The sequence below is a fragment of the Marinomonas atlantica genome, assembly GCF_001639725.1.
Lineage (GTDB): Bacteria > Pseudomonadota > Gammaproteobacteria > Pseudomonadales > Marinomonadaceae > Marinomonas > Marinomonas atlantica.
The window spans coordinates 231,704-256,493 of record NZ_LTAW01000007.1 but is presented as its reverse complement, the minus strand read 5'-3'; the positions used below and the strand labels follow the sequence as shown (position 1 = coordinate 256,493).

The window sequence follows — 24,790 nt, the reverse complement described above, 5'->3', positions numbered from 1 at the left end:
TGGAGCGGGAAACGAGGCTCGAACTCGCGACCCCAACCTTGGCAAGGTTGTGCTCTACCACTGAGCTATTCCCGCATACTGTCACGTCGTTTTACAACTTACGTTAGTTGGCGTCCCATAGGGGGTTCGAACCCCTGTTACCGCCGTGAAAGGGCGGTGTCCTAGGCCTCTAGACGAATGGGACACATCATGTGCTTCCGTAGAAGCGCTCTACTCTATCGAGTAAGAGAATTTGGAGCGGGAAACGAGGCTCGAACTCGCGACCCCAACCTTGGCAAGGTTGTGCTCTACCACTGAGCTATTCCCGCTTTATGCTTTCACACTTTTTAGCTAAGCTACATCATTGCTATGCCGATCCGTAGATTGGCGTCCCATAGGGGGTTCGAACCCCTGTTACCGCCGTGAAAGGGCGGTGTCCTAGGCCTCTAGACGAATGGGACACTTGATTGCCTTCGCTGTGTAAGCGGGTGCGTATATTACTGTTACAAAGCGGAAAATCAACACCTTTTTTTAAATACATGTAATCTAAGCGAAAAAAAATGCTTTCATGGCTAAAAACACACCAGGAGTTCACTTTTATGAGTAAATTGTTACTTGGATCGGTTATTTTTGCAGCAATGGCACTTCAAGGCTGCGCCAACACAACTCACACTATCAACATAGAGCCTAAAACCTTCGTTGCAGATCAACAATATAGCAATCAACACCAAATTCACTATTCAGTGAAGCCTTTTTCAGTAAACAAAATAGGCAACATCAAAACAGGCATCGGTGAAAAAGCGACTATCGTTGTAGGCAACAACGTACGCTCTGCATTAGAAGCTTCTTTGAGCAGCAAATTAGCCGATTATGGATTTCAATCAAATCAGGGATCTTTGCCCGCGACACTCTTTATGATCGAGCTGTCTAATTTAAGTTACACAACACGTACCATCGCACTAAAAACCGAAGCCACATTAGTTGCTGACATTAAAGCAACCGTTGTGAAAGGTGACCAAACATACAGTGCCAATTTTAAATCAGAGAAAATTGATCAATATGGAACGCTTCCGGATCGAGAGGTCGTAGAAGAAGAAATTAATCAATTACTCGGCAAAACCATTGATCGTGCCTTTCATGATAAAAAACTGATCGCACTTTTAAGCTATTAAATAGGCATATCGACTAACTACTATAGATAAGTAGCTTTCTTTCGTAGTTAGTCGACTGTATGAGGGATTAAGAAGTAGGCTCTTCAGGTTTAAAATCAAGGGACGCTGAATTTACACAGTAACGCACCCCCGTTGGTTTTGGCCCATCAGGAAAGACGTGACCAAGGTGTGCTTCACATTGGTCACAAACGATCTCAACGCGGCGCATCATCCAAGAGTTATCGACAACCTCTTTAATATTCTGTTTATCAGCATCATAAAAACTCGGCCAACCCGACCCCGAGTTATATTTTGTACTCGAATCAAACAAGTGTGCCCCACAGCAAACACAAAAGTAGCTGCCCGCATCGTAAAATTTCTCGTAGCGTCCAGTAAATGCTCTCTCAGTGCCTTTCTTGCGTACTATTTGGTACACTTCTTCAGATAGACGTTCTTGCCACTGCTCGTCGGTAAGTGCCTTGAATTGAGAAGTTTTTTGATCATCGCTCATAATAAAGACTCCGAATTAACGTCTTGAAATTATAACTGATTCCATCACTAGATATGAGGAAGCGTGGTGCAAATACGTAAATCTAACAAACTCGCCAATATTTGCTACGAAATCCGAGGCCCTGTCCTCAAAGAAGCCATGCGTATGGAAGATGAAGGCCACCGCATTCTAAAGCTAAACATCGGCAATCCTGCGCCATTTGGTTTTGAGGCGCCGGATGAGATTCTTGTCGACGTTATTAAAAACTTACCGAATGCACAAGGCTACTGTGAATCAAAAGGCTTATTCTCAGCACGTAAAGCCGTCATGCAAAAATACCAAGCACTTGGCATTCGTTCTGCGAACGTTGAAAACGTCTGGATGGGCAACGGTGTCAGTGAGCTGATCGTGATGGCCATGCAAGCTTTACTTGATGATGGCGATGAGATTCTTATTCCTGCGCCAGACTACCCACTTTGGACAGCAGCTGCGACACTTTCAGGTGGATATGTTAAGCATTATCTATGTGATGAAGGTGCAGGTTGGCAACCAGATATTGCCGATATTAAATCTAAGATCACCAACAAAACAAAAGCACTTGTCATCATTAACCCAAACAATCCTACTGGCGCGGTTTACTCCGAAGCCATTTTAAAAGAGTTGGTTGCGTTAGCTGAAGAACATGGATTACTGCTGTTTTCCGATGAAATATACGATCGTATTCTGTATGACGGCGCCAAGCACATCCCAACAGCGTCACTAACGGAAGGACGTGTGCCCTGTGTAACATTTGGAGGCCTTTCTAAAGTCTATCGCACAGCAGGATTCCGCTCCGGCTGGATGATTATCACCGGCCCAACTAGTGGCGTTGAAGACTACATTTCTGGCATCGACATGCTAAGCTCTATGCGTTTGTGTGCCAACGTACCGGCTCAACACGCGGTACAAACTGCGTTAGGTGGTTATCAGACCATTAACGAACTCACAGCCCCAGGCGGCCGCCTGTACGAACAGCGAAACCTCGCTTGGGAAATACTGGATAGCATTCCTGGTGTGCATTGTCATAAACCTGAAGGTGCACTGTACTTATTCCCTCGACTGGATCCAAAGATATACAACATCAAAGACGATGTTGATATTGCATTGAGATTTCTAAAGGAAGAAAAGGTACTTTTGGTGCATGGTACAGGCTTTAATTGGCCATCCCCCGATCACTTACGCATCGTGTTTTTACCTCACGTTATCGAACTGCAACCAGCAATGGAACGCTTTGCTGCATTCTTATCGCGTTTACGAAACTAATTAGCTCTTGAAAAGGAACTAACTGCCCCTATGATGCTCCATAGTACTTTCACTCTGGAGCTTCATTATAATGCGAATTATGTTATTCCTTTTAACCAACATTGCAGTTCTGGTCGTAGCCAGCATTGTATTGAGTGTTTTGGGCGTTGAGCGCTACATCTCTGGTAGCGGCTTAAATCTAACTTCTTTACTTATCTTTTGTGCTGTATTCGGTTTTACTGGCAGCATCATTTCCCTACTACTCTCAAAGAAAATGGCGAAATGGGGTTCCAAAGCACAAGTCATTGAACAGCCCACCAACCATAAAGAGCAGTGGCTATTAACAACGGTACAAGAACTTGCCAATGAAGCAGGTATTAAGATGCCTCAAGTGGCTGTTTTTCCAGCTCACGAAGCCAACGCTTTCGCAACAGGTTGGAATAAAAATGACGCTTTGGTAGCCGTTTCAAGTGGTATGCTAGATCGCTATCCGCCTGACGAAATCCGTGCCGTCATGGCACACGAAATAGGCCACGTAGCCAACGGTGATATGGTAACTTTGACGCTGATTCAAGGCGTTGTGAACACGTTTGTAATGTTCTTTGCCCGTATTGCGGGTTATGCCGTCGATCAGTTTTTACGCCGCGATGACGAAGGTGAAGGGTCTGTTGGCTGGGGGTACTACATTGCCACAATGATCTTTGAGATCCTGTTTGGTATTTTGGCGAGTATGATTGTGATGTGGTTCTCGCGTTACCGCGAATTCCGTGCCGATGAAGCTGGCGCACGCTTAGCAGGCAAAGGCGCGATGATTGCAGCTCTTGCCCGCATCCAAAGCGAGCACGAAGTATCACACATGCCTGACACTATGGTGGCGTTTGGTATTCGCCGTGGGCGAAAGTCTAGCTTTGGTGAGCTTTTCTCAAGCCACCCACCAATCAACGACCGAATTGCAGCGCTACAAAAACTATAACTCGAGTTATCTGCAAAATAAAAAAGGTCCTAGGTGGACCTTTTTTTAGCCATATCAGAACCTATCGCTGTTTTTTGGCAATTGTATCTAAAATATATGCTCGCAAAGGTATACCTTGTTCTTTTTCAATACTATTGAACTTAATGCCATACACATACATATATTCAACCCCCATGCGCGATAAAAAAGCATTATCAGCAATACTCGCCTGCAGTTGTTCAAGCATTTGAATTTCTTGATTACGAATCTCGCAGTCCAACTTAAGAATATGCTTAAATTCACCAATTTGAAGATTCAGTGCAAGCTTCATTGTTTGGTTGACTGAGCCAAAGTCATCCTTTGAAACAATTTTACAGCCACCAGTACTCAAATCAACAACAACACCAGTTGAACTGCTGTAAATAGGCTGCTCGCCGTTCGGCTCGAGAGAGCAAATTAAGCGCGCCTCAACACGCACAGCTTGACGCACTTCTGAGGTCTCTACATATTCGGGATATGCAATATGCAAATGCCCCGCTGGCTCCAAAAAGCTCTTTGCTATCTTTGTTGAGAATGCACAAACTGCTGTTGCAGACATCAAGCGCACATTCACCACTTGATTATCACGCACAATAATATTTTTGCCATTAACTCGTGGACAAGTAACGATCAGTGATCGCCCAGGTATACGACCTAAAACGCGAACAGCATAACGACCTGGCGGCGAAATAAACTCAATTTGAACATTCGTTCCCATTGGAACAGCAATTTCCTTAAAATCAACCTGAGTGACTTCCGCCATCACAACTCCTAGAGACTATTTTGAAGAAAACCCAAAGCACGCAATTCACGTGAGAACTTTGGGTGCTTCACTAAAGTAGTATTGAACTCGTCACGCTCAACGTAATTTTTCCGCAGCCAATCAAATCCTTTATCCATTCCACTCGACATTACATGCTTAAAGCGTGAACTGTCACGGGCAACATCAAACACTGACTGAATAGCTCGGGCAATTGTTTCATCGCGCTCAAGACTTGAATTCATCTTTATTTCACAAATACTACCCTGACTAATCGCCTCAGCAAAACTACTTTTTGGCGAAATATCAAAGAATTGGCAAACTGATTGATAAATATACCAGGTTCCTTTCTCTCGTCCTTGCTTGCTATAGCCTGCAATATGTGGGGTAGCAATATCGCACAACGCAGCCAGCTCCATGTTCGGATGTGGCTCACCAAGCCAAACATCTAACGCTAAGTTTAACTTACCGTCTAAAGCATGAAACTGCTTGATCAATGCAGGCTCATTAATCACACCACCACGACCCGCCGAAATAATAGTCTGGCCAGATTTTAACTTGTTTACATACTCATCACTGATCATATCAAAGCTTGGGTACAGGCCCGTCTTAGTTAACGGTGCATGTAAACAGACAACATTACAATCCATTACCTCTTTCAAATCTGTCAGCGCGACACCTGGGACACTTTTCTGCAAGAAAGGATCATAAGCAACCACTTCACACCCTAGTGCCACGAAACGTGATGCCACACATCTACCTACGTTCCCCTGCCCCACAACACCAATGCGGGCATCAAGCCAACGCACACCTTTGGTCATATACATATATGACAACGCACTGAAAACATAATCTGCGACCGCATCCGCATTACATCCCGGCGCACTGTTAAAGCCAATGCCCTGTTCGGTCAAATAATTCGTATCAATATGATCTGTACCAATTGTCGCACTGCCAACGTACTTAACGGGCGTACCACTTAATAATGCCTCATTAACCTTAGTAACCGAACGTACGAGCAGAATATCCGCATCCATGAGTTGTTCTTTTGTTAGAGACCTTCCGTTTACAAGTGTAACGTCTCCTAAATCGCTAAATAATGAGACAACATTAGGCATGTTCTCATCGGCAATAATTTTCATGGCATTCTCTTAAATGGTGCAACAGACTTGCAGCAGGTGCTTGATAATGATTGGTATACAGAGCTTCGGCATACGTTAATACCCGCTCAGGTATGTCTCTATCTATTAACGTACGTACTTTGTCTAACACTGCGTTACGAAATGGTTTTGCATCGTAATCAGGCAATGCCAGATTATCGACACTGACCTCAAAACTCATTGCGCAAGCCCAATGAAAAATGCACTCGTAAGCTTGCGGCTGAACTTCGAAGCGCTCGAATTCTTTTTGCTGTTCTATACTACGTCCATCTTCTGCATACCAATAGCCGAAGTCATCCTGCTTACGACGCTCATAACCCGCCACACACCAATGACTCACTTCGTGCAAAGCACTCGAAGGGTAATCATAGCGATATTGAATTTGGCTGATACCTTGAGGGTCTTTTGCTAGATAAAAAGGCTCTTCAAAACCGCCTTTCAAGACGGTGCTATAAGCAGAAAAAAAGACGTCGTGAAACGTCTTTTCCAAAAAACTTGCGTTCACATGTTCTCTCTAAATCTAAGCCTTCGTGCCCACACGAAAGCTTAAACGTGGCTTAATAACTAACCACGGTAGTAACGTGATGGGAAGAAAGGCATTTTTGCTGGTGTTAAAGGAACAAGTTTACCACGTAACGATGCAAAAAGCGGCTGATCTAAACGGTCAGTTTGTACATACGCCATAACAATTGGCTTGCCAAGAGAGGGAGCAAAACCGCCACTGGTCACGGAGCCCGCAAGATCACCAGCTTCCGTTACAATATCAACGCCTTCACGAACTGGCGCTTTACCATCAACAATGAAGCCAACACGTTTACGAGAAACGCCTTTGGCAAATTGACTTAAGATCACATCTGCACCGACAAAGTGACCTTCACGCTCTCCACCCGCTCGGCGAACTTTTTGAATTGCCCATGTTATAGACGCTTCAACTGGCGTTGTTGATTGATCCATATCATGACCGTATAAACACAAACCAGCTTCTAAGCGAAGTGAGTCACGAGCACCAAGACCAATCCATTCAACTTCATCGTACACCGTTAATGCTGCACAAAATTCAATCGCGGCTTCATTTGGTACGGAAATTTCGTAACCATCTTCACCTGTGTAACCTGAACAGCTAACCCATAGCTCGATACCGTTCCATTCAAGCTTAGTCGACTGCATAAACAATAGATCTTTAAGCTCAGGTAAAACTTGAGCGGCTACTGCACGTGCTTTCGGGCCTTGCAAAGCTACAAGAGCACGATCAACAACCTCTACTTCTGTTGTGGGTAGATTGTTTTTAAGGTGAGCAATGTCTTGCTCTTTACATGCAGCATTGACCACCATATAAATCTCATGATCACCAAGATTCGTAAACATTAGGTCATCTGAAACACCGCCATTCGTGGTCGTAAACACACCGTAACGCTGATGATTTAATTCAAGACCAAGTACATCAACTGGCAATAATGCCTCAAGTTCTGTCTTGACGTTATCGCCACGTAAAACGATTTGCCCCATGTGCGACACATCAAATAGACCCGCAGAATCACGTGTCCATAGGTGCTCTTTCTTCACCCCCAATGGATATTGAACTGGCATCTCATAGCCAGCAAATTCGACCATGCGCGCGTCAGCATCTACATGCGCTTGATATAAAGGAGTACGTTTCATGAGCACCTCTGGTTAACAATGAATCTATTATGTGTGTTTCCAATCGGAAACAAAGTATCTTAGTAAATTTTAGTGATTGCAACTATATGATACAAACCAATATGTTTAATCGTCTCAACCTGTAAACTCTATGGAAGAACAAAATAAAAAGATTTAGCCAGTCAATTTTTCTCTTTGCGACATTTTTTGAAAAACTTCAAATTTTGTTGGAGTCGACGTGTTTCCAATCGGAAACTTTTTGTTTATGATGCAGAAATCTCATAACAATGCAGATGATTAGTACGAAAGGTGAGATGATCTTTTTTCACTTCATTTGTTAAAACAAATGCTAGAATAAGCGTCATCTCAGAATGTCATCGACATGAATATTCAAATAAGAGGATCTTAACATGGCTAACACTGAAGCCTTTTTCAGCCAAGCACTTAAAGACCGCGATGCTGAGCTATACGCTACTATCGCAGAAGAACAAGAACGCCAAGAAACTGGTATCGAACTTATCGCTTCTGAAAACATCGTTTCTAAAGCGGTAATTGAAGCTCAAGGTTCTGTTCTTACAAACAAGTACGCAGAAGGCTACCCAGAAAAACGTTACTACGGTGGTTGTGAAGCTGTTGACGTTACTGAGCAACTTGCTATTGATCGCGCAAAACAACTTTTCGGTTGTGAATTTGTTAACGTTCAACCGCACTCTGGCGCGCAAGCAAATGGTGCTGTTTTCCTAGCGCTTTTACAACCAGGTGACACTATCATGGGTATGTCACTGTCTTCTGGCGGTCACTTAACTCACGGTGCAAAACCTGCTCAGTCTGGCAAATGGTTCAACGCTGTTCAGTACGATGTTAGCCCTGAAACTCTATTGATCGATTACGATGCACTAGAAGCTCAAGCAATCGAAACTAAGCCTAAGCTTATTATCGCTGGTGGTTCTGCTATTCCACGTCAAATCGACTTTGCACGTTTCCGTGAAATCGCTGACAAAGTTGGCGCATTCCTAATGGTAGACATGGCACACATCGCAGGTCTTGTTGCGACAGGTGTTCATCCAACGCCATTCGGTCATGCACACGTTGTAACAACAACAACTCACAAAACTCTACGTGGCCCACGTGGCGGTATGATCTTGACTAACGATGAAGCCATCGCTAAGAAGATCAACTCTGCCGTATTCCCAGGCTACCAAGGTGGACCACTAATGCACGTTATCGCTGGTAAAGCGGTTGCATTCGGTGAAGCACTTAAACCAGAATTCACAGACTACATCAAACAAGTTGTTGCTAACGCTAAAGCACTTGCAGAAGTAATGGTTGAGCGTGGTTGTGATATCGTTACCGGCGGTACTGATACGCACCTAATGCTTGTTGACCTTCGTCCAAAAGGCCTTAAAGGTAACGCAGCCGATGCAGCACTAGAGCGCGCTGGTATCACTTGTAACAAAAACGGTATTCCTTTCGACACTGAAAAACCAATGGTAACTTCTGGTATCCGTCTTGGTACACCAGCAGCGACTTCACGTGGTTTCGGTGAGGAAGAATTCCGTAAAGTAGGTCACCTAATCAGTGACGTTCTTGACGGTCTAGTAGAAATGCCTGAAGGCAACCCAGAAGTAGAAGCTCGCGTAAAAGCAGAAGTACAAGAGCTTTGCAAACGCTTCCCTCTATACCGCTAATTCGCTCTCGCCCGAGGTGATCCCTCGGGCTACTTAATAGGAAAGATCGCCATGAGCAACATTCCATCAAACTTGAAATATGCAGACTCACACGAATGGGTCCTAGACAACGGTGACGGCACAGTAACTGTTGGCATCACGGATCACGCCCAAGAACTTCTAGGTGACGTTGTTTACCTTGAACTTCCAGAAGTGGGTGCTGAAACAACTGCCGCAGAGCAATTCTCACTTGTTGAGTCTGTAAAAGCCGCATCAGATATCTATGCCCCTGTATCAGGCGAAGTAGTTGAAGTAAACGAAGCTTTGGATGACTCTCCAGAACTTGTTAACGAATCTCCTTTCGAAGATGCGTGGATTGCAAAAATCAAGCTTAGCGATCCTAGCGAACTAGACAAGCTAATGAACGCAGACGCGTACGCTAGCTCTATCGAGTAATCGATACCAACACCCCTACTCCGTAGGGGTGTTTTATAACTCTCCCCCATTTCTTGCAATTTCTTTTATAGGTGACTTTCCATGACTTCGTGTATCCGCGATTTGTTAGGCAAAGACGAATTCATTGCGCGCCACATCGGACCTGATGTGAACGAGCAAACATCGATGCTCAATTCTCTAGGCTATGATTCCTTAGATAAACTGATCGAGAACACCATTCCAAACGCGATCCGTTTGGCCAATCTTGATATGTCTAAGCAGCCAGTCAGTGAATACGAAGCACTAACGCAGCTAAAAGAAATTGCAGGGCGCAATAAGATTGCCCGCAGTTATATCGGCATGGGTTACCACGACACATTTGTACCCACCCCAATCGTTCGCAACCTGTTAGAAAACCCTGGCTGGTATACCGCTTACACACCTTACCAACCAGAAATTTCACAAGGTCGCTTGGAAGCATTGTTGAACTTCCAACAAGTGATTATTGATTTAACGGGTATGGAAATCTCAAACGCGTCTTTATTAGACGAAGCAACAGCTGCGGCAGAAGCTATGACGCTGATGCAGCGCTCCAGCAAAAAGAAAGTGAGCACGATATTTGTTGCCAGCAATGTTTTGCCGCAAACCATCGACGTTGTCAAAACACGTGCAGAGTTATTGGATTTTGAAGTCATAGTAGATGACCTAGAAAACCTAACAAACTATGATGTCTTTGGTGCCATCCTACAGTACCCTGGCATCGATGGTAGCGTCACGGATCTAACTGATGCAATTGACCAAGCTCACGAACAAGGTGCGTTGGTAACCACTGCGGTGGATTTGTTGTCTTTAGTTCTGCTGAAGTCTCCTGCCGAGATGGGTGTTGACATCGTTGTCGGAAGTGCTCAGCGCTTTGGTGTACCAATGGGCTTCGGTGGCCCACACGCTGCCTTCCTAGCAACCAAAGACAAATTCAAACGCTCTATGCCTGGTCGCGTTATCGGCGTATCAAAAGATAGCCATGACAAACCAGCATTACGTATGGCAATGCAGACTCGTGAACAACATATTCGCCGCGAGAAAGCGACATCTAACATATGCACTGCTCAAGCCTTACTGGCGATGATGGCGGGATTCTACGCGGTTTACCACGGCCCTGACGGTCTTAAGAAGATTGCATCACGTGTTGCCAGCTTTACCAGCATTTTTGCAAAAGCACTTAAAGGTACTTACTCGTTCAACGGCACGCATTTTGATACTTTGGTAGTCAAAACACTTGATAAAACCGATGAGATCCTAAAAAGCGCCGCGGAAAAGAACATCAACTTGTACCATGCTAGCAGCACTGAGTTATCACTTTCGTTCAGTGAAACCAGCACGATTGAAGATCTATACAATCTAGCAAGCAGCTTCGGCGTTGAACTTTCTGAAGACCTATTGGACTCAGAAGTAGACTTCGGCATCGAAGAAAGCATGCTACGTGACGATGCCATCCTAACGCATCCAGTATTCAATACGCATCACAGCGAAACAGAATTGATGCGCTATATGCGTCAGCTAGAAGTTAAAGACATCGCTCTAAATCAAAGCATGATTCCACTGGGTTCATGTACGATGAAGCTAAACTCCGCTTCTGAGATGATCCCTGTAACGTGGGAAGAATTTGGTCGCATCCACCCATTTGCACCAAAAACTCAAGTATCTGGTTACCAGTCATTACTAAACGACTTGATCGCTATGTTGTCAAAAGCCACTGGCTACGACACTATTTCACTGCAACCAAACTCTGGCGCCCAAGGTGAATACGCAGGTCTAATTGCAATTGACAAGTACCATAAATCTCGTGGCGACGATCAGCGTAACATCTGTTTGATCCCAAGTTCAGCTCATGGCACAAACCCAGCGTCTGCCGCCCTAGCAGGCATGAAAGTTGTGATCGTTAAATGTGACGAGAACGGTAACATTGACGTTGCAGACCTGACTGAGAAAGCAGAAAAGCACGCAGACAACCTAAGCTGCATCATGGTGACCTACCCTTCTACTCACGGTGTGTTCGAAGAGCAGATCCGTGACGTATGTGACATTGTTCACAACCATGGTGGTCAAGTGTACATCGACGGCGCGAACTTGAACGCTCTAGTAGGTATTGCACCTCCAGGTAGCTTCGGCGGCGACGTATCGCACTTAAACCTACACAAAACATTCTGTATCCCACACGGTGGTGGTGGCCCAGGTATGGGTCCTATCGGTGTTAAATCACACCTAGCACCCTTCCTGCCAGGCCATTCTGTATCACCTGTGGTACAGAACGAAACGCAACACGGCGCGGTATCTGCAGCACCATACGGTTCCGCAAGCATCCTAGTGATCACTTGGATGTATATCAAAATGATGGGGGATCGCGGCCTACGTGACGCAACGTTCAACGCCATTCTAAATGCGAACTACATAGCGAAGCGTCTTGGTGAATACTACCCTGTTCTTTACACAGGTAAAAATGGAACTGTTGCTCACGAATGTATTATCGACATTCGTCCGATCAAAGCAGAGTCGGGCATTTCTGAAGAGGACATTGCGAAGCGTCTAATGGACTTCGGCTTCCACGCGCCAACCATGTCATTCCCAGTAGCTGGCACTTTGATGATCGAACCAACGGAATCTGAAAGCCGTGATGAGCTAGACCGTTTCTGTGACGCTATGATTCAGATTCGCTCTGAAATCGCGAAGGTTCAAGCAGGTGAATGGCCACTAGAAGACAACCCTCTAGTACACGCACCACACACAGCGGCTTGCTTGCTTGAAAGTGACTGGTCACACGCTTACACACGTCAAGAGGCAGCGTATCCTCTACCATGGATTCAAGCACGCAAGTATTGGCCACCAGTGGGTCGTATCGACAACGTATACGGCGACCGTAATTTGTTCTGTGAGTGTCTACCAGTAGAAAGCTACCAGAACTAATCGCTGATTAGTTAGACAATAAAAAGGCGAATCTTAGGATTCGCCTTTTTCGTTTTGTACGAGCGGGCTGCCTCCCGCGATTCGCTTTTGTAGGGCCTCACTTTGCGAGGGAACATTGCTCCCGTACAAACGGATTCCGATATGCTATTAAGTTTGACTTAGTATCGCTATATGGCGTTTGACTACGATTGATACTAAAGACTCGATACTGCTTGAGTCATTCTTTGCTATTCCCCTATTCCCCTATTCCCAACTGCCGACTCTGCATGTAGTTCGCGAGCTGTTGAGCTTCCAATGAATCAGTTTCTAGCAATGCTTGATAAACGCCTGTTTGATCAGCCGGTTTTCTATGCTGGCCGAGTTTTTCTTTAGCTTGTATGTCGTCGAGTACAATTCGAAATCCCACAACAGCTTTTGTAAGACGTGCTTTATATTCACTTGGCATAAGTTGGTTATTGCTAAGAAGCTCTGGTTCGTATTTTGAAACAAGTTCATCCATTGAATCAGAAGTTTCTTGTTCACTGAGAAGCTCGACCACACCGTAACAATGGACTGCAGCATAGTTCCATGTCGGTACAGCGGGATTGGTTTGATACCAAGAAGGTGAGATATACGAGTGCGGACCATTAAAAACGACTAATACACGCTGGTCGTCCACTTGTTGCCAATGTCCATTGGCTTTTGCAAAATGCCCATATAAACAGCCTAATTCACCCTCTTCCGGTTTTAAAATCAGTGGCAAGTGCGTGGCTTCTAGCGTCGGCGACACAATTAATCCAAAGCCAAATTGCTCTATAAACTTAGCGATGGCAACTGACTCAGTCAATTCCGTACTGGCAGGTGTATACATGATCGTCCTAATTTGTCATTAATGGATGTTCAAATGTCTTTTATACGAGATTCTGTTCAGACATGACTAAATGATAACGAAAATCAGGCTTTTATTGTGCAACAATATTCAGCGCCACTGAAGCACCGTCAAACCGATGAATCCGATGACCATCACTTAGACTTTTCAATCAGCTTACAGAAGCATTACGCTTACAAACACTAAAACCACTTAAAATTAGTTAGATTTTTATAGCGTGGCAAAACATCACATCACGCCTAACTGTCCCCTTCACTTCTTTCCTTATGACAAGCTAACAAAGTCTGTTTTAAAACCTCAATAATTAAAAGGATTTACCTCTTTGAAATTATTCAACAAACTGTTTCCGCTTGATGACTTAATAAGTACGGTTAAGCGTTTCCCTTTGTCTGTTCTATGTGCCCTGCTACTGTTTTTGCTTTGTATTCTATCGATTCATAAAATAGTAGATATTGAAAACACATCTATTGAGCGTCTGTTAGTTGTTTTAGGTACATCCTACTTAATATTTGGGATCATACGCTTGCTAGCGCAGAGCCAAGGCTTGAGTCGTGCCAAAGAATACAGTTTGTCCGCCCTTTGCGCAGTTGCAATTATCGCATTGGCATGGCTCCCCATTATATGGTGGATGCACTTTTATTATTTGGTGCCAGCCCTTCTATTAACACTTATGTTTGCGCCATTCTTAAAGAGTGGTGATGACCTGTCGGTTTGGTTTTTTAATAGCACAATGTGGTTCGGTGTCATCGTTTCTTACGTCGCATTGCTGCTGTTTGCGGGTGGTCTCTGTACTGCTTTATGGGCAGTTCATGAACTCTTTGATTTAAATATCCCTGACGAAGTGTATAGTGACATTTGGGCGTTCGCATGTTTAATTTTAGGACCTATTTATGCACTAAGCTGGGTACCAAATCGTTTTTTCTTTTCCAAAGAAGACTGCAATGCTCCAACGGGACTGAAGTTTATTGTGAACTGGATTTCAGCGCCGATGGTATTTCTCTACCTTGGCGTTCTGTACGCGTACTTTATAAAGATCTTAATAACAGGTGAAGTACCAAATGGGCATTTAGCCTATATGATTTGCGGCTTTATTGGCGCAGCGATCGTTACCTATTTATTCGCTCATCCTTTACGTGAGCAAAGCTCTGCACAGTTACGCTTGTTTTACCGTATCCTGTTTCCAGCGATGATTGTGCCTATTGGCTTTCATTTCTATGCGATTTGGGAGCGCGTCAGTGCATACGGCATTACGGAATCGCGTTACATGCTGGGCATTTCTGCCCTATGGTTTGCATTTTTGGCCACAGCAGGCACATTAAAGCGTTTACCTTTGCGAGCGATACCTATGTCACTGGCAGTATTAATGCTTATAGCGACTGTGGGGCCTTGGAGCGCTGTTTCAGTATCTGGACTAAGCCAAAAAGCAAGGTTGGAAGCACTGCTAATAGAAAACAATATTCTTGTTAACGAAAAAATTGTAACACCAAGTATTAAGCCAAACTTTGAGGTACGTAAAAATATCAGCTCTATCTTAGCCTATATGTGCCGAACTAAGCGTAGTGAGTTGATTGAGGTGTGGTTTGAACCAAATAAACAGATCAATTTCCAATGTGACGAGTACGCTTTAACGGAAGAAATGGGGTTTGAGTTTGTCTATTATTATAATGAAGCAGCCGATGAAAACCGCTTTGACCTTTATTCCCAAAGCAACGGCTATAAAGATATTACTGGCTATGACCATTTAATTGAAGGGGTGTACCTGTTCAAAAGTACAAATGAATTCGAACAGTACAAGCTTACCTTTGGTGACGACGAGACTTTAACAGCCAGTTTCCTGGCTCCCTATTTGAACGTTGTAGTGGCAAATATGGACCCTATAGAAGTTGATTTGACTGCCTTATTGCAACGTCTTCTTGCGTTAGAGACTGAGAGCAGCCAATACCAAGACATGGAATTTCGCGGTGAAAATCAGGACATATCTTATCGATTTGAATTCACAGGCTTAAGCGGAGCAATGCATGGCGATAATATCGATATCAGCAACATCAACTTTGACTTTTATTACAAGCTTAAACAGTGATTACTGACTTTAAACAATTGCCATGCTTGGCGCATCACGTTAGATGTGGCGAATAAACAATGCGACAAACTACCCTAGCAGTTTAGTCGCTTCATACACAAACTGACCAGAGACTAACAACAATAATGCCGCCATTGATCGCTTTACAGTGCTCAGAATTTTGGGGTTAAGCACGGCATGCTTTAACTTATTACCTGCAATAAAATAGCTGGTCGGTGCTCCACCGGCCATTGCCCCCAATATTATCGACATTATCAAGATAGCAACGCCTTCAATGTGCGCATTTGGAAACTGAATGGTGACAATGGGTAAGACCACAACCATGGCCTTGGGGTTCGTTAGTTGCATTATAAAGCCAGATAGAAAAGAAAAATTACGCGGCTCTTGTTGAAGAGCCTGATGTTCAAAACTTGCCACAAAAATTCTAATTGCTAAATAACCAATGTAAGCACTGCCACCTAATGCTGCCACACCTTGTAAGGTGGGTGTCATTATAGAACTGCCCAAGTAACCAATCATGACAAATAACAATGTCATAGCCACAGCAACTCCCGCACAAAACCTCAGTACACGCCAACTACTGTTTGTAACACCTGCAAACAGAGACAGCATGTTTACGGGGCCTGGACTGTACATCATCGCCAATGCAAACAGGAATATTTCAAGCATGGGGTAACCTCCAACGGCCATTCATCAGATTAAAACGTTCGGTTAGAATGAAATTTAGCGTGCTAGCAGCAAACGCTGATATTGTCGCGGTGTCATCCCAAATACTGGTTTGAAGCGGCGATTAAAATGACTTAAATCGTTGAATCCCAGTTGATCAACAACGCTCATGACAGACACACCAGCACGTAACGCTTGCTTGCCACGGTGAATACGGACATTGAGCCAATACTGGTGTGGCGTCATGCCTGTGTAATCTTTAAAACTGCGAAGAAAATGGTACTTTGACATGCAAGCTACTTGGCAAAGATTATCGAGTGAGACTTCTTCTTGGTAATGGGTTTGCAGATAGTCTTTCGCCTGCTCCAAGAGCCGTTGGCGGCGCGTCTCTGGCTGCAACGGCTGCTTAGATTGATAGCGAACCAATTGTTCTGTCAACTCAAAAAGCAATGACTCATACTCACTGGAGGTAGCATGTTTCAGTTCAATTAATTGCGCTAAGCGACTAATATGTTGCTTGACCAAACGATCGTTAAAAACTGCATCTTGGATACGAAACTGCTCTGGAGAGGTCACATTAAGTGCTTCAAGTGAAGGCATCATTTGATCAGGGTGAACATACAACATATTGTACGTTAATGTTGCATCAGATCCTGACTCACCGTCATGGGCATCACCAGGGTTAAACACCATTATTTGCCCCGGATGACTATGATGAAATGCTCCATGGGTGTAAAAATCTTGGCGACCAGATATAGTCACTCCGATAGAATACTCTTCATGGGCATGGGTACTGTATGCAAAGTCGGTCATTGATGCACGCAACAACGTCAGATGATCAAAACCATCACTATTAATGAATTTGAATTGGTTGTCCTCGGACATTTGCCCCGCCTCTCCACGTTGCTATTGAATACAGTGATTATAGTGATTGCAACTTTGTTTCGATTGGACAAAATTGCGCTTTTATACAGTCGTATGATCTAAATGTATTCTTGCAGACAAAAAAAGCGAACCATCGGCTCGCTTTTGGGACCATCAATTTTGACAATGGCAATTAAACTTTACGGCAAGCTGCCGCGGTGAATAGAACATCAGTTGAGCTGTTTAGGGCTGTCTCTGCAGAATCTTGAAGCACACCAATAATAAAGCCTACCGCAACCACTTGCATGGCAACATCATTTGGGATGCTAAACAGACTACAAGCCAATGGAATTAGTAGTAGTGAGCCACCTGCCACACCAGAGCTACCGCCAGCAGACACGGCAGCAATAATGCTCAGTAACACCGCTGTACCAAAATCAACAGTAATCCCTAACGTATTTACCGCCGCTAGGGTTAGAACCGTTATGGTGATTGCTGCACCGGCCATGTTGATGGTCGCACCTAAAGGAATAGATACCGAATAGGTATCTTCGTCTAATTCTAAGCGTTCACAAAGAGACATGTTAACTGGAATATTGGCCGCCGAACTGCGCGTAAAGAACGCTGTTAAGCCGCTTTCTTTTAAACACTTAAATACTAATGGGTAGGGATTTTTGCGTGTTGTAAGAAATACCAGTAATGGGTTGGTCACTAAAGCGATGAATAACATTGCACCGATTAATACCATCAATAGGTGTGAATAGCCAAGCAATGCATCAAAGCCTGTTGTCGCGACGGTATTCGCCACCAAGCCGAAAATACCAAACGGCGCTAAGCGAATAACAAAACCAACTACGGTCGTAATGCTGTCAGCAATATTTTGTAGCAGCGCTTTAGTTGTATCAGACGAAGGACGCAAACCTATGCCAATGACAATTGCCCACGCCAAAATACCGATAAAGTTACCCGTTGCCAAAGCATTGACGGGGTTATCAACCATGTTAAAAGCCAAAGCACCGAGTACTTCACCAATACCTTGAGGTGCAGCCCGTCCAAGATCAGCGGTGACTAAGCTCAGTTGCGTTGGAAATGCAAAACTGAATACAACCGCTGTGAACGCAGCAATTAATGTACCCGCTGCATACAGCATCAAAACTGGCTTAATAAAGGTTTGTTGATTCTTTTTATGGTTGGCGATCGATGCTACCACCAAAAGAAATACTAGAATGGGTGCGATACCTTTGAGCGCTTTAACAAAAAAAGCACCTAAGACGCCTACGGTCTGACCTGCACTTGGCGATATAGACGCCAAGGCAATACCGAATGCAATACCCAAAATAATTAGCAACACTAAGCTGCAATTCATATAACGCTGAAACAGCGTTGGAGTCGTGCTTGAAGCCATGAATAAACACCATCATTTTTTGAAGCGTGCACCATAAAGCATCAAAACAAATAAATGAACCATTTTAATGTTATTAATCTATCAAACTGTTGTTTTATTGTCTTTCATCGGTAGAAAAGACTATTTTTTGGATCTTTGCTGGTGATTAATTCTTTAAAAGAATCCGTTTACCTATTTCAGTTGTTTAAAAAAAAGCCAAACTTAATTAAGCTTGGCTTTTAAAAGACTTGTTCGAATTAACACTTCAAGAATGAATTAAACAATTGTAAACCGCTTATCAAAACGAGAAATCATCAGGATATTACGAATAAAGCCGTTGGCCCCTTCGATTTTAACTTCAACATCTTCACCTAACGACGCTTTCATACTAAGCAACATCCCAAGTGCGGCACTGTCTAAATACTCAACACTCTCTATGTCGATGGTAAAATGTTTATAAGGGCTACCAACAAATTGTTCGTAAGCCTCTCTAAAATCATTAAACAAAGAGAAGTCAAAGCTACCTACAACAGATATTTCGACCACTCCTTTGTTCTTGTGTTCGGTAACAGTAATACTCATATATTCTGACCTTAGCGATCCCGCTTAGTGGCCGCCTCCCATACAATCTGGTGATTGCGGGGACTCAAAACGGCGAGCTTCCCATTCTTCGTCGGTATATAAGTGTAGTGCTAATGCGTGTATTTTTTGCATTTGATCAGTCAAGGCACCGTACACCAACTGATGACGCTGTACCGCTCTTTTGTCCGAAAAAGCATTACTGACAAGAGTCATCTTGAAGTGAGACTCACTTCCCTGCGGTACATTGTGCTTATAGCTTTCGTTTTCCAGTTCAATGTGATGAACATTAAACGCTCGCTGGATGGTTTCTCGAATTTCATTCTCAATACTACTCATACTTCCTCCAGGAGTCGCTTATTCAGCTTCTGTAAGTTCGTTTTTGTTTACATTATCTAACTCATGGTCACCACTTAGCAAGGCCTGACCACGCTGTTGAGGGTAAGCAACATCGATCGATACAGCACCACCCTCTCGCCAAACGCTGATAATAGTATCCATATTGGCTGCCATTACTGCACGTTTATCATCTGGCGCGGCTGCAATCACTTGTAGGCCGATGTCACGCATGAAGCCCATACAAGTCGATGTTTTTGCCATATCGATTTTGTTGAAGGCTTCATCGAACATAGCCAAAGAGAACCCACCGACTATGTCACCGTCCATGGTTTCATGAAGACGGTAAGTGGTCGACAAGGCTGCCGCAATAGCCAAGTAGAACGGTATTTGATGCTCACCACCTGAACCTGTCTGAATTCGTTGAGACAAGGTAGTTTTCTTATTGCCTTCCGTGTCCAATATATCGACTTCAAAGTTATAGAATTTACGGTAATCCGCCAAGTCTTTTTGCTTATCTTCATCAGTGATAAGTTCTTGAATCACTGAAATCGCTTTTGCATGTTCAGGATCACCCGTTTGCTCAGGATCAAACAAACCACCTACATTAGCTTGATCCATCGAGCTAAACTTTGCCACCAAATCTAAGATATCTTTCATATCGCCGTTTGGATAGAAACGGAATTGATATACTTCTTGGTTGAATGGACGACGCTTTAAGCTGTTATTAAGCTCTTTGATAATCAACGCTACTTGGTCAAGTGAGTCTTTCAGTTTAGATACGTAGTCACTGCGGAACGTTTCTTCGGCTTCACGACGAGCAAGTTCAGCACGCTTCGCATACTTTGCCAGCTCTGTTTCACTCAGCACTGTAATTTGGTGCGTAACGTAATGTTCAAACTCTTCAAATTTAGATTCTAAATAATCCAGTTGAATATCATCGTCCATGCTGCTGTTATGATATTTCGCGTAATGATCGGCCACTTCTTTACGGACTTTCTGATCGAACATTTTTACCTTTTCAGTGGCTTTCTCAGCTCGACTCAGCGCTTCTTTATATATTGCAGCACCGTTTACCATACTGGATTCCAACAGCTCATAACGCTCGCTGGCGTACTCAGCATTAAATAAAGGATTTGAGGTCGTTTTCGTACGCTCTTCATCAAGTGCCGACAGAGCTTCAGCAAGCTGTGTTTTTTGCGTATTCAAAGAACCGTACTGTTCAGCAATCTGCTGACGCTCACGATCCAGTTTCTTACGCCCCAACTCGATCGAGCTAATACGCGCTTTTAATGCATCGATTCGCTCTTGTAGATCCGTGTCATCACGTTGCTGCAAAGCAGCTATTTGTGCTTCCACGTCTGCCAAGTCTTGTACAACACGGGTATTGGATGCGCCTGCATCTTGAAGGGATTCTGCATCAAATTGGTTGGATGCCATCACACGGCCAAGCATAGAATCTGCTTTTTCTAGGCGCTGATCAGTCTTCATGTAATCCATCAACTCACCGCTTAACTGTTGTAGCTGAGCTTCACGTGATTGACGCATGCCATCGGTATTAATACCTACCATCATATGGGGTTGGAATCGAATGGTCGAGATCGTACCGGACAGTTTCAACATGCCGTCAGCCGTCATGGCACTGTCTTCACGTAACAATTCACGCTCTGTGTTGACTGGCTTAATACCACCAAGACGACGGTTTAAGTACGCTTGAGCATGATCATTATTACAACGAATAAAACGTAGAACCGAATTGCTATCACCTCGGTTTAACCATAAGCGAGTTTGTGTCGTATCGATCACACGACAGCCCATCAATTGACGACGGTGGGCTCGGAAAATACGAATCGCTTCTTCGGCATCATCCGGTTCAACGATCAACGCTTCTCGTTGCCCACCTAAATAACCTTCAATGGCGTCCTGCCATTTGTGATCAGTAACTTCTGCTAAGTGACTCAAAGGTGTCGCTTTAATATTAGCTTGGTCGAGTAAATCAATTAAGCGCTTAACATTGGCAGATAATGGGCTAGACCCGCCTTTTAAGGATTTAACATCCGCTTCAAGCTGACGACATTCATCTTTAAGATTCAAAATGTTGCGATTCAGTTGAGTACGCTGCTGGAAAACAGCACTTTTACCTTCATCAAACGCATCATTGATTCGCCCCAATAATTTACTAACGGCTTTGATATTACCTACAATATTACCGTCTGCATCAATGCTATTAGCTAACGATTGCGCCTCGCTAATCATCGCACAAATGTCTTTCGGCAAGACGTCTTCAAACATTTGCAGAGCGCCAAGCAGCTGTAACACCTGATGTGCCTGAATCACAGTTTTACGGTCTTGTTGCCCTTCAAGAGTCAGCAACTTTTTGCTTTGTTCAAGCTGCTGTAGCTTTAGACCAACATCAGAGTGTTCATACTGTTGCTCTAGACGAACTAACTGCCCTTGCAACTGTTTAACAAGGTTCGCTTGCGCGACAATTTCTTCGTCTATTTCTTCTTCACGTTCTTTGAAGTTTTCGTACTGATCTTGGATTTCATCTTGCTTGCTACCAAGCTGATCAAAACGCGCTTCTGTTGCGATCCACTGATAATTAACGACGGTTTGTTCTTGTTGATGCTTCTTGTCACACTCCACTTGAATCGCTTGCAGATCATCAATGCGTTTCGCTACTTCTTGAGTTTTAGCTTCTAATTGACGGTATTCCAGCAAAGATTTCTGATACGCGCCCACTTGCAGAGGCTGCTCAGCAAGTACGAAGTCTTGAACAAAGCGCGTTGGCGATGCGATCGGCACAAACTTAAGAGCGTTTTTAAAGTTCTTGAGAAAAGAGTCCAGTGTAATAAGCTGTTCTGTACTTGGGCTCAATTCTTCTAAGTAGCGGTTCATATACTGTGTTGCAGAAGCACTACCAGACTTAATATACGGATCTAAGCAGACTTTTTTCATGGCTTCACGCACTTCCGGCCAAGACTTAGACTTGTATTGCTTTTCACCCATGACATCAATGAAGTCTTCACGGCGAACACCGTAGTTTGACAAGACAAAACGTCCTAAAACGTCTTCTTCTGGGCTTGCTAAAGAAGCCGTTAAACACAGTCCAACCGTCGACTCTTTGCCTGTATTCGAATCCTCGAATACCAGTGCTAGGTAAGAAATCGCATCTTGACGTGTTTGTGCACCATTAACTTTATCGCTTGCTTGACCAGAGTCGATCATACCTAAGATGTAAGAACGAATGCTTCGGCCTGATGCTTTACCATCATTGGCACTGGCGTTGTAGTTTAGATGGCGTTTGCTGGCACCCGTTAATACCGTCTGAATAGCATCCAATAATGACGATTTACCAGAACCCGTTGGACCAATAATCGCCGTATTACCACGAATATTGATTTCTTCCGCGCCCAATAGGTACCAGTTTACAAGAACAATTCGATTTAACTTTTTCATGCCATTTCCTATTGTGCTTCTGGGCTCTGTTCAACTTGCTCATCAACCACTTCATCTTCTTCTGGATCAGCACCATTGAAAGATTCAAGTTGACGTAAGTAAGCTTCCGTGACCACCAAGCGCACCACTGGCGTGATGTTAACCATGATGTTTTTTGCATCCTCTTCGAACGCTTTGCCTCGGATAATCAAACCATGCTTACTAAACAACGTTAAAATGTCTTTAAAACGTGTTTCCGTTGGAATTTCACGTTTCACCAACTGCACATAGCGTTCAAGAATGGCCACGCTGTTAGTGGCTACAAAACCGTTATCAATTTCAAAATTTTCTACTTTTTCTTCATAGATTTGACGTAGCACCAACAAAAAAAGTGTTTCGTCCGTTTTCAAACGAACAAACGCTTCACGCTCTATCGGCAATAAGCCAGCTAAACGTTCATTTTCGTTCACGTATAGCTTCATACCTAAGGCATCAAACAAGTTACCAAAGTATTGCTGGTACATCTCGACTAATAAAAAATGGCGACGTTGACCGTGTTTGAAAGCACTGACAAATTGGTTAGCAAGTAAATAGTTCGCAGTCTGCTGAAACTCTTGTGGGTCTTTACCGGACTCTTCTACGACCCGTTTTAATTCTCTAAGCATTCGATTTGCTCCTGCGTACTACATTAAATTCTCGACATTCTACGAACTCGTGAACATTGATATATTGATCTGTAAAAATGACATCAAAGGTTTTTTCAATACGCTTAGCATTCACACCTAATGAGCCGATGTAACGTAAATGGTCGAAACAGACAAAATCTTCAACTGAATCGATGGTAAAGTCCAAAATATGTATGGTGGGCTGTTCAGATAACTGTCGGTCTAAATAGCTTTGTAACTTGGCAACACTGACTTGGCGAGCCTCATGGAAGCGACGCTGACGATCTCGAAAGGCAATCGCGGATTGTGACACTTCTGCTTGTGTGATCACTCGCGGTGGCGGTGCTTCACGTCGTTTAGCAGGCTGCGCACTCGACTCGACGCCAACCACTTTGACACCAACCACATTTTTCAAAACAGGTAAGGTTTCGAATTTTGCTACATCCGTAATAATACCAGCGACTTTGTTTGCTAAGCCTGGACGAGAAGAGTCCATGTATCGCGCGGTATCTGCAGCACGTTTTTCAAGGCGATACCGGTATTCATCAATGCGCTCTAAGCGCTGTTCAATCGTCGTAAATGTTTGAATGATGTCGCGACAATCTTTCTCAACAGCGGCGAGTGCTTGATCTACTGAAATTAACTGTTGGTCAGCGTAACATTGTGCAATGTTACCCATTAAGGTTGGCTCGGCTAAAAAGCCTTGTGTAAGCTCCAAAATCTGGCGACGAAAACGAAATGGGTTATTGCTGGTTTTGATCGTTTTATAATCCGCAATCAAGATACCTTCGACAAACAGATCAAAAAAGCCTGCCACGATTTCTTTTGGGTCACGCTTAGCGAACAAGTCTCGTTGTAAACTGCGAATACCTAACAGAATTTGGTTCAAATGCGCAGAGAAATCACGCGAAGCCTCAGCGGTTTGACTTAGCGTGACCCCTCGTTCCTGCGGATGATTGGCCACGGATTCAAGGTTGCTTAAGATACTCAGTACTGTCGCGCCATAATTACGTTTACCGTGTCGACTGATTTCAACCAACGAGCGCAACAGCATGGAAACTTGTGGAGACATCAATACACTTACGCGATACAGCTCTTGCTCTTCGATCAACCAACCAGTGTGTACTAAACGATGGTAAATGCGTAAAGCGTATTCGTGTATTGTTTTGGGGGAATCGAAGCCATCCTTGTGATCATCATGCCAAGCAAGTGTATCGATCTTGTGAAGCGAGTCTTCTATCGCTTCAATTATGGCTGATTTGTCTTTTATCGGATCTTCCGCGTGGTCATAAAAGACATCGGATAGATCGAATAAAACGGCTTCTATTAGCGTTTTGTTGGAGCCCGATAAAGCTTGGAATATCTCATCGGGCAAATGGGTGAATAGCATTCAGAAC

Annotated in this window: 21 protein-coding genes and 4 tRNA genes; 7 read left to right on the top strand and 18 right to left on the bottom strand. The window is 43.9% G+C overall.

From position 1 onward, the window contains the following. The 4 genes from AYW75_RS14460 to AYW75_RS14445 all read right to left on the bottom strand — a co-directional run bounded on the left by AYW75_RS14460 (position 1) and on the right by AYW75_RS14445 (position 440). Positions 1-75: transfer RNA gene (locus tag AYW75_RS14460), tRNA-Gly, on the bottom strand. A gap of 33 nt (positions 76-108) precedes the next feature. Further along, positions 109-184, bottom strand: a tRNA-Glu gene (locus tag AYW75_RS14455). A 49-nt stretch (positions 185-233) separates the two neighbouring features. Beyond that, positions 234-308, bottom strand: a tRNA-Gly gene (locus AYW75_RS14450). A gap of 56 nt (positions 309-364) precedes the next feature. Then, positions 365-440: transfer RNA gene (locus AYW75_RS14445), tRNA-Glu, on the bottom strand. A 138-nt stretch (positions 441-578) separates the two neighbouring features. Here AYW75_RS14445 and AYW75_RS14440 point away from each other — a divergent pair. Beyond that, the gene (locus AYW75_RS14440; protein ID WP_067100784.1) at positions 579-1,151 is read left to right on the top strand and encodes a YajG family lipoprotein; all 573 of its coding nucleotides are present in this window, start codon (positions 579-581) and stop codon (positions 1,149-1,151) included. Positions 1,152-1,218: 67 nt separating this feature from the next. Here the strand turns inward: AYW75_RS14440 and msrB are convergent, their stop codons facing one another. Next, complete coding sequence (gene msrB, locus AYW75_RS14435) at positions 1,219-1,641, bottom strand: peptide-methionine (R)-S-oxide reductase MsrB (protein ID WP_067100781.1); 423 nt, start codon at positions 1,639-1,641, stop codon at positions 1,219-1,221. 66 nt (positions 1,642-1,707) lie between these two features. On the opposite strand from msrB, the gene AYW75_RS14430 reads away from it, so the two are divergent. Together AYW75_RS14430 and htpX are read left to right on the top strand one after the other, a co-directional pair. After that, entirely contained in the window at positions 1,708-2,922 is a 1,215-nt protein-coding gene (locus AYW75_RS14430) for a pyridoxal phosphate-dependent aminotransferase (protein ID WP_156490864.1), read from the top strand. 67 nt (positions 2,923-2,989) lie between these two features. Beyond that, the gene (gene htpX / locus AYW75_RS14425) at positions 2,990-3,874 is read left to right on the top strand and encodes a protease HtpX (protein WP_067100777.1); all 885 of its coding nucleotides are present in this window, start codon (positions 2,990-2,992) and stop codon (positions 3,872-3,874) included. A gap of 61 nt (positions 3,875-3,935) precedes the next feature. Here htpX and AYW75_RS14420 read toward each other — a convergent pair whose 3' ends face one another. From AYW75_RS14420 to gcvT, 4 genes are read right to left on the bottom strand one after another with little or no spacing between them, the layout of a single operon-like run. Continuing rightward, on the bottom strand, positions 3,936-4,655 hold the full coding sequence (locus AYW75_RS14420) for a flagellar brake protein (protein WP_067100773.1): 720 nt from the start codon (positions 4,653-4,655) through the stop codon (positions 3,936-3,938). Positions 4,656-4,663: 8 nt separating this feature from the next. Next, the gene (locus tag AYW75_RS14415; protein WP_067100770.1) at positions 4,664-5,794 is read right to left on the bottom strand and encodes a 4-phosphoerythronate dehydrogenase; all 1,131 of its coding nucleotides are present in this window, start codon (positions 5,792-5,794) and stop codon (positions 4,664-4,666) included. Further along, positions 5,775-6,317: an elongation factor P hydroxylase gene (locus tag AYW75_RS14410; RefSeq protein ID WP_067100767.1), complete on the bottom strand. Its 543-nt coding sequence runs from the start codon at positions 6,315-6,317 to the stop codon at positions 5,775-5,777. The genes AYW75_RS14415 and AYW75_RS14410 overlap by 20 nt, the downstream gene beginning before the upstream one ends. Positions 6,318-6,376: 59 nt before the next feature. Continuing rightward, a complete protein-coding gene (gene gcvT / locus AYW75_RS14405; protein ID WP_067100765.1) occupies positions 6,377-7,471 on the bottom strand; it encodes a glycine cleavage system aminomethyltransferase GcvT in 1,095 nt (364 codons plus the stop codon). 389 nt (positions 7,472-7,860) lie between these two features. On the opposite strand from gcvT, the gene glyA reads away from it, so the two are divergent. The 3 genes from glyA to gcvP all read left to right on the top strand — a co-directional run bounded on the left by glyA (position 7,861) and on the right by gcvP (position 12,513). Continuing rightward, positions 7,861-9,138 carry a serine hydroxymethyltransferase gene (gene glyA, locus AYW75_RS14400; RefSeq protein ID WP_067100762.1) on the top strand — a complete coding sequence of 426 codons (1,278 nt, stop codon included), beginning with the start codon at positions 7,861-7,863 and terminating at the stop codon, positions 9,136-9,138. A 51-nt stretch (positions 9,139-9,189) separates the two neighbouring features. Further along, positions 9,190-9,573 carry a glycine cleavage system protein GcvH gene (gene gcvH, locus AYW75_RS14395; protein WP_067037905.1) on the top strand — a complete coding sequence of 128 codons (384 nt, stop codon included), beginning with the start codon at positions 9,190-9,192 and terminating at the stop codon, positions 9,571-9,573. Between the two features lie 81 nt (positions 9,574-9,654). Further along, positions 9,655-12,513: an aminomethyl-transferring glycine dehydrogenase gene (gene gcvP, locus AYW75_RS14390; RefSeq protein ID WP_067100761.1), complete on the top strand. Its 2,859-nt coding sequence runs from the start codon at positions 9,655-9,657 to the stop codon at positions 12,511-12,513. A gap of 235 nt (positions 12,514-12,748) precedes the next feature. Here gcvP and AYW75_RS14385 read toward each other — a convergent pair whose 3' ends face one another. Further along, the gene (locus AYW75_RS14385; RefSeq protein WP_067100759.1) at positions 12,749-13,363 is read right to left on the bottom strand and encodes an FMN-binding negative transcriptional regulator; all 615 of its coding nucleotides are present in this window, start codon (positions 13,361-13,363) and stop codon (positions 12,749-12,751) included. 340 nt (positions 13,364-13,703) lie between these two features. Between AYW75_RS14385 and AYW75_RS14380 the strand changes: the two genes are divergently transcribed. Further along, positions 13,704-15,461 carry a DUF4153 domain-containing protein gene (locus AYW75_RS14380; RefSeq protein ID WP_067100758.1) on the top strand — a complete coding sequence of 586 codons (1,758 nt, stop codon included), beginning with the start codon at positions 13,704-13,706 and terminating at the stop codon, positions 15,459-15,461. A 69-nt stretch (positions 15,462-15,530) separates the two neighbouring features. Here the strand turns inward: AYW75_RS14380 and AYW75_RS14375 are convergent, their stop codons facing one another. From AYW75_RS14375 to AYW75_RS14340, 8 genes are all read right to left on the bottom strand, one after another. Next, a complete protein-coding gene (locus AYW75_RS14375) occupies positions 15,531-16,130 on the bottom strand; it encodes a LysE family translocator (protein WP_067100755.1) in 600 nt (199 codons plus the stop codon). A 54-nt stretch (positions 16,131-16,184) separates the two neighbouring features. Further along, positions 16,185-17,012 (bottom strand): AraC family transcriptional regulator, encoded by an 828-nt coding sequence (locus tag AYW75_RS14370; RefSeq protein WP_067100753.1) that lies wholly within the window; start codon positions 17,010-17,012, stop codon positions 16,185-16,187. A gap of 172 nt (positions 17,013-17,184) precedes the next feature. Next, positions 17,185-18,396: a serine/threonine transporter SstT gene (gene sstT, locus AYW75_RS14365; protein ID WP_067100751.1), complete on the bottom strand. Its 1,212-nt coding sequence runs from the start codon at positions 18,394-18,396 to the stop codon at positions 17,185-17,187. Positions 18,397-18,651: 255 nt separating this feature from the next. Next, positions 18,652-18,957 carry an STAS domain-containing protein gene (locus AYW75_RS14360; protein WP_067100749.1) on the bottom strand — a complete coding sequence of 102 codons (306 nt, stop codon included), beginning with the start codon at positions 18,955-18,957 and terminating at the stop codon, positions 18,652-18,654. 24 nt (positions 18,958-18,981) lie between these two features. Continuing rightward, a complete protein-coding gene (locus tag AYW75_RS14355) occupies positions 18,982-19,293 on the bottom strand; it encodes a BolA family protein (RefSeq protein ID WP_067100746.1) in 312 nt (103 codons plus the stop codon). An 18-nt stretch (positions 19,294-19,311) separates the two neighbouring features. Beyond that, positions 19,312-22,749 carry an SbcC/MukB-like Walker B domain-containing protein gene (locus AYW75_RS14350; RefSeq protein WP_067100743.1) on the bottom strand — a complete coding sequence of 1,146 codons (3,438 nt, stop codon included), beginning with the start codon at positions 22,747-22,749 and terminating at the stop codon, positions 19,312-19,314. 8 nt (positions 22,750-22,757) lie between these two features. After that, positions 22,758-23,393 (bottom strand): DUF4194 domain-containing protein, encoded by a 636-nt coding sequence (locus AYW75_RS14345; RefSeq protein WP_067100740.1) that lies wholly within the window; start codon positions 23,391-23,393, stop codon positions 22,758-22,760. After that, complete coding sequence (locus AYW75_RS14340) at positions 23,386-24,783, bottom strand: Wadjet anti-phage system protein JetA family protein (RefSeq protein ID WP_067100738.1); 1,398 nt, start codon at positions 24,781-24,783, stop codon at positions 23,386-23,388. The genes AYW75_RS14345 and AYW75_RS14340 overlap by 8 nt, the downstream gene beginning before the upstream one ends. Between the last annotated feature and the right edge of the window lie 7 nt (positions 24,784-24,790).

Bases quoted from the DNA above. Each gene is read 5' to 3' on its own strand.
- AYW75_RS14440 (WP_067100784.1), top strand. From the start codon at position 579: ATGAGTAAATTGTTACTTGGATCGGTTATTTTTGCAGCAATGGCACTT.
- msrB (WP_067100781.1), bottom strand. From the start codon at position 1,641: ATGAGCGATGATCAAAAAACTTCTCAATTCAAGGCACTTACCGACGAG.
- AYW75_RS14420 (WP_067100773.1), bottom strand. From the start codon at position 4,655: ATGGCGGAAGTCACTCAGGTTGATTTTAAGGAAATTGCTGTTCCAATG.
- AYW75_RS14415 (WP_067100770.1), bottom strand. From the start codon at position 5,794: ATGAAAATTATTGCCGATGAGAACATGCCTAATGTTGTCTCATTATTT.
- gcvT (WP_067100765.1), bottom strand. From the start codon at position 7,471: ATGAAACGTACTCCTTTATATCAAGCGCATGTAGATGCTGACGCGCGC.
- glyA (WP_067100762.1), top strand. From the start codon at position 7,861: ATGGCTAACACTGAAGCCTTTTTCAGCCAAGCACTTAAAGACCGCGAT.
- gcvH (WP_067037905.1), top strand. From the start codon at position 9,190: ATGAGCAACATTCCATCAAACTTGAAATATGCAGACTCACACGAATGG.
- gcvP (WP_067100761.1), top strand. From the start codon at position 9,655: ATGACTTCGTGTATCCGCGATTTGTTAGGCAAAGACGAATTCATTGCG.
- AYW75_RS14385 (WP_067100759.1), bottom strand. From the start codon at position 13,363: ATGTATACACCTGCCAGTACGGAATTGACTGAGTCAGTTGCCATCGCT.
- AYW75_RS14375 (WP_067100755.1), bottom strand. From the start codon at position 16,130: ATGCTTGAAATATTCCTGTTTGCATTGGCGATGATGTACAGTCCAGGC.
- AYW75_RS14370 (WP_067100753.1), bottom strand. From the start codon at position 17,012: ATGTCCGAGGACAACCAATTCAAATTCATTAATAGTGATGGTTTTGAT.
- sstT (WP_067100751.1), bottom strand. From the start codon at position 18,396: ATGGCTTCAAGCACGACTCCAACGCTGTTTCAGCGTTATATGAATTGC.
- AYW75_RS14360 (WP_067100749.1), bottom strand. From the start codon at position 18,957: ATGAGTATTACTGTTACCGAACACAAGAACAAAGGAGTGGTCGAAATA.
- AYW75_RS14355 (WP_067100746.1), bottom strand. From the start codon at position 19,293: ATGAGTAGTATTGAGAATGAAATTCGAGAAACCATCCAGCGAGCGTTT.
- AYW75_RS14350 (WP_067100743.1), bottom strand. From the start codon at position 22,749: ATGAAAAAGTTAAATCGAATTGTTCTTGTAAACTGGTACCTATTGGGC.
- AYW75_RS14345 (WP_067100740.1), bottom strand. From the start codon at position 23,393: ATGCTTAGAGAATTAAAACGGGTCGTAGAAGAGTCCGGTAAAGACCCA.
- AYW75_RS14340 (WP_067100738.1), bottom strand. From the start codon at position 24,783: ATGCTATTCACCCATTTGCCCGATGAGATATTCCAAGCTTTATCGGGC.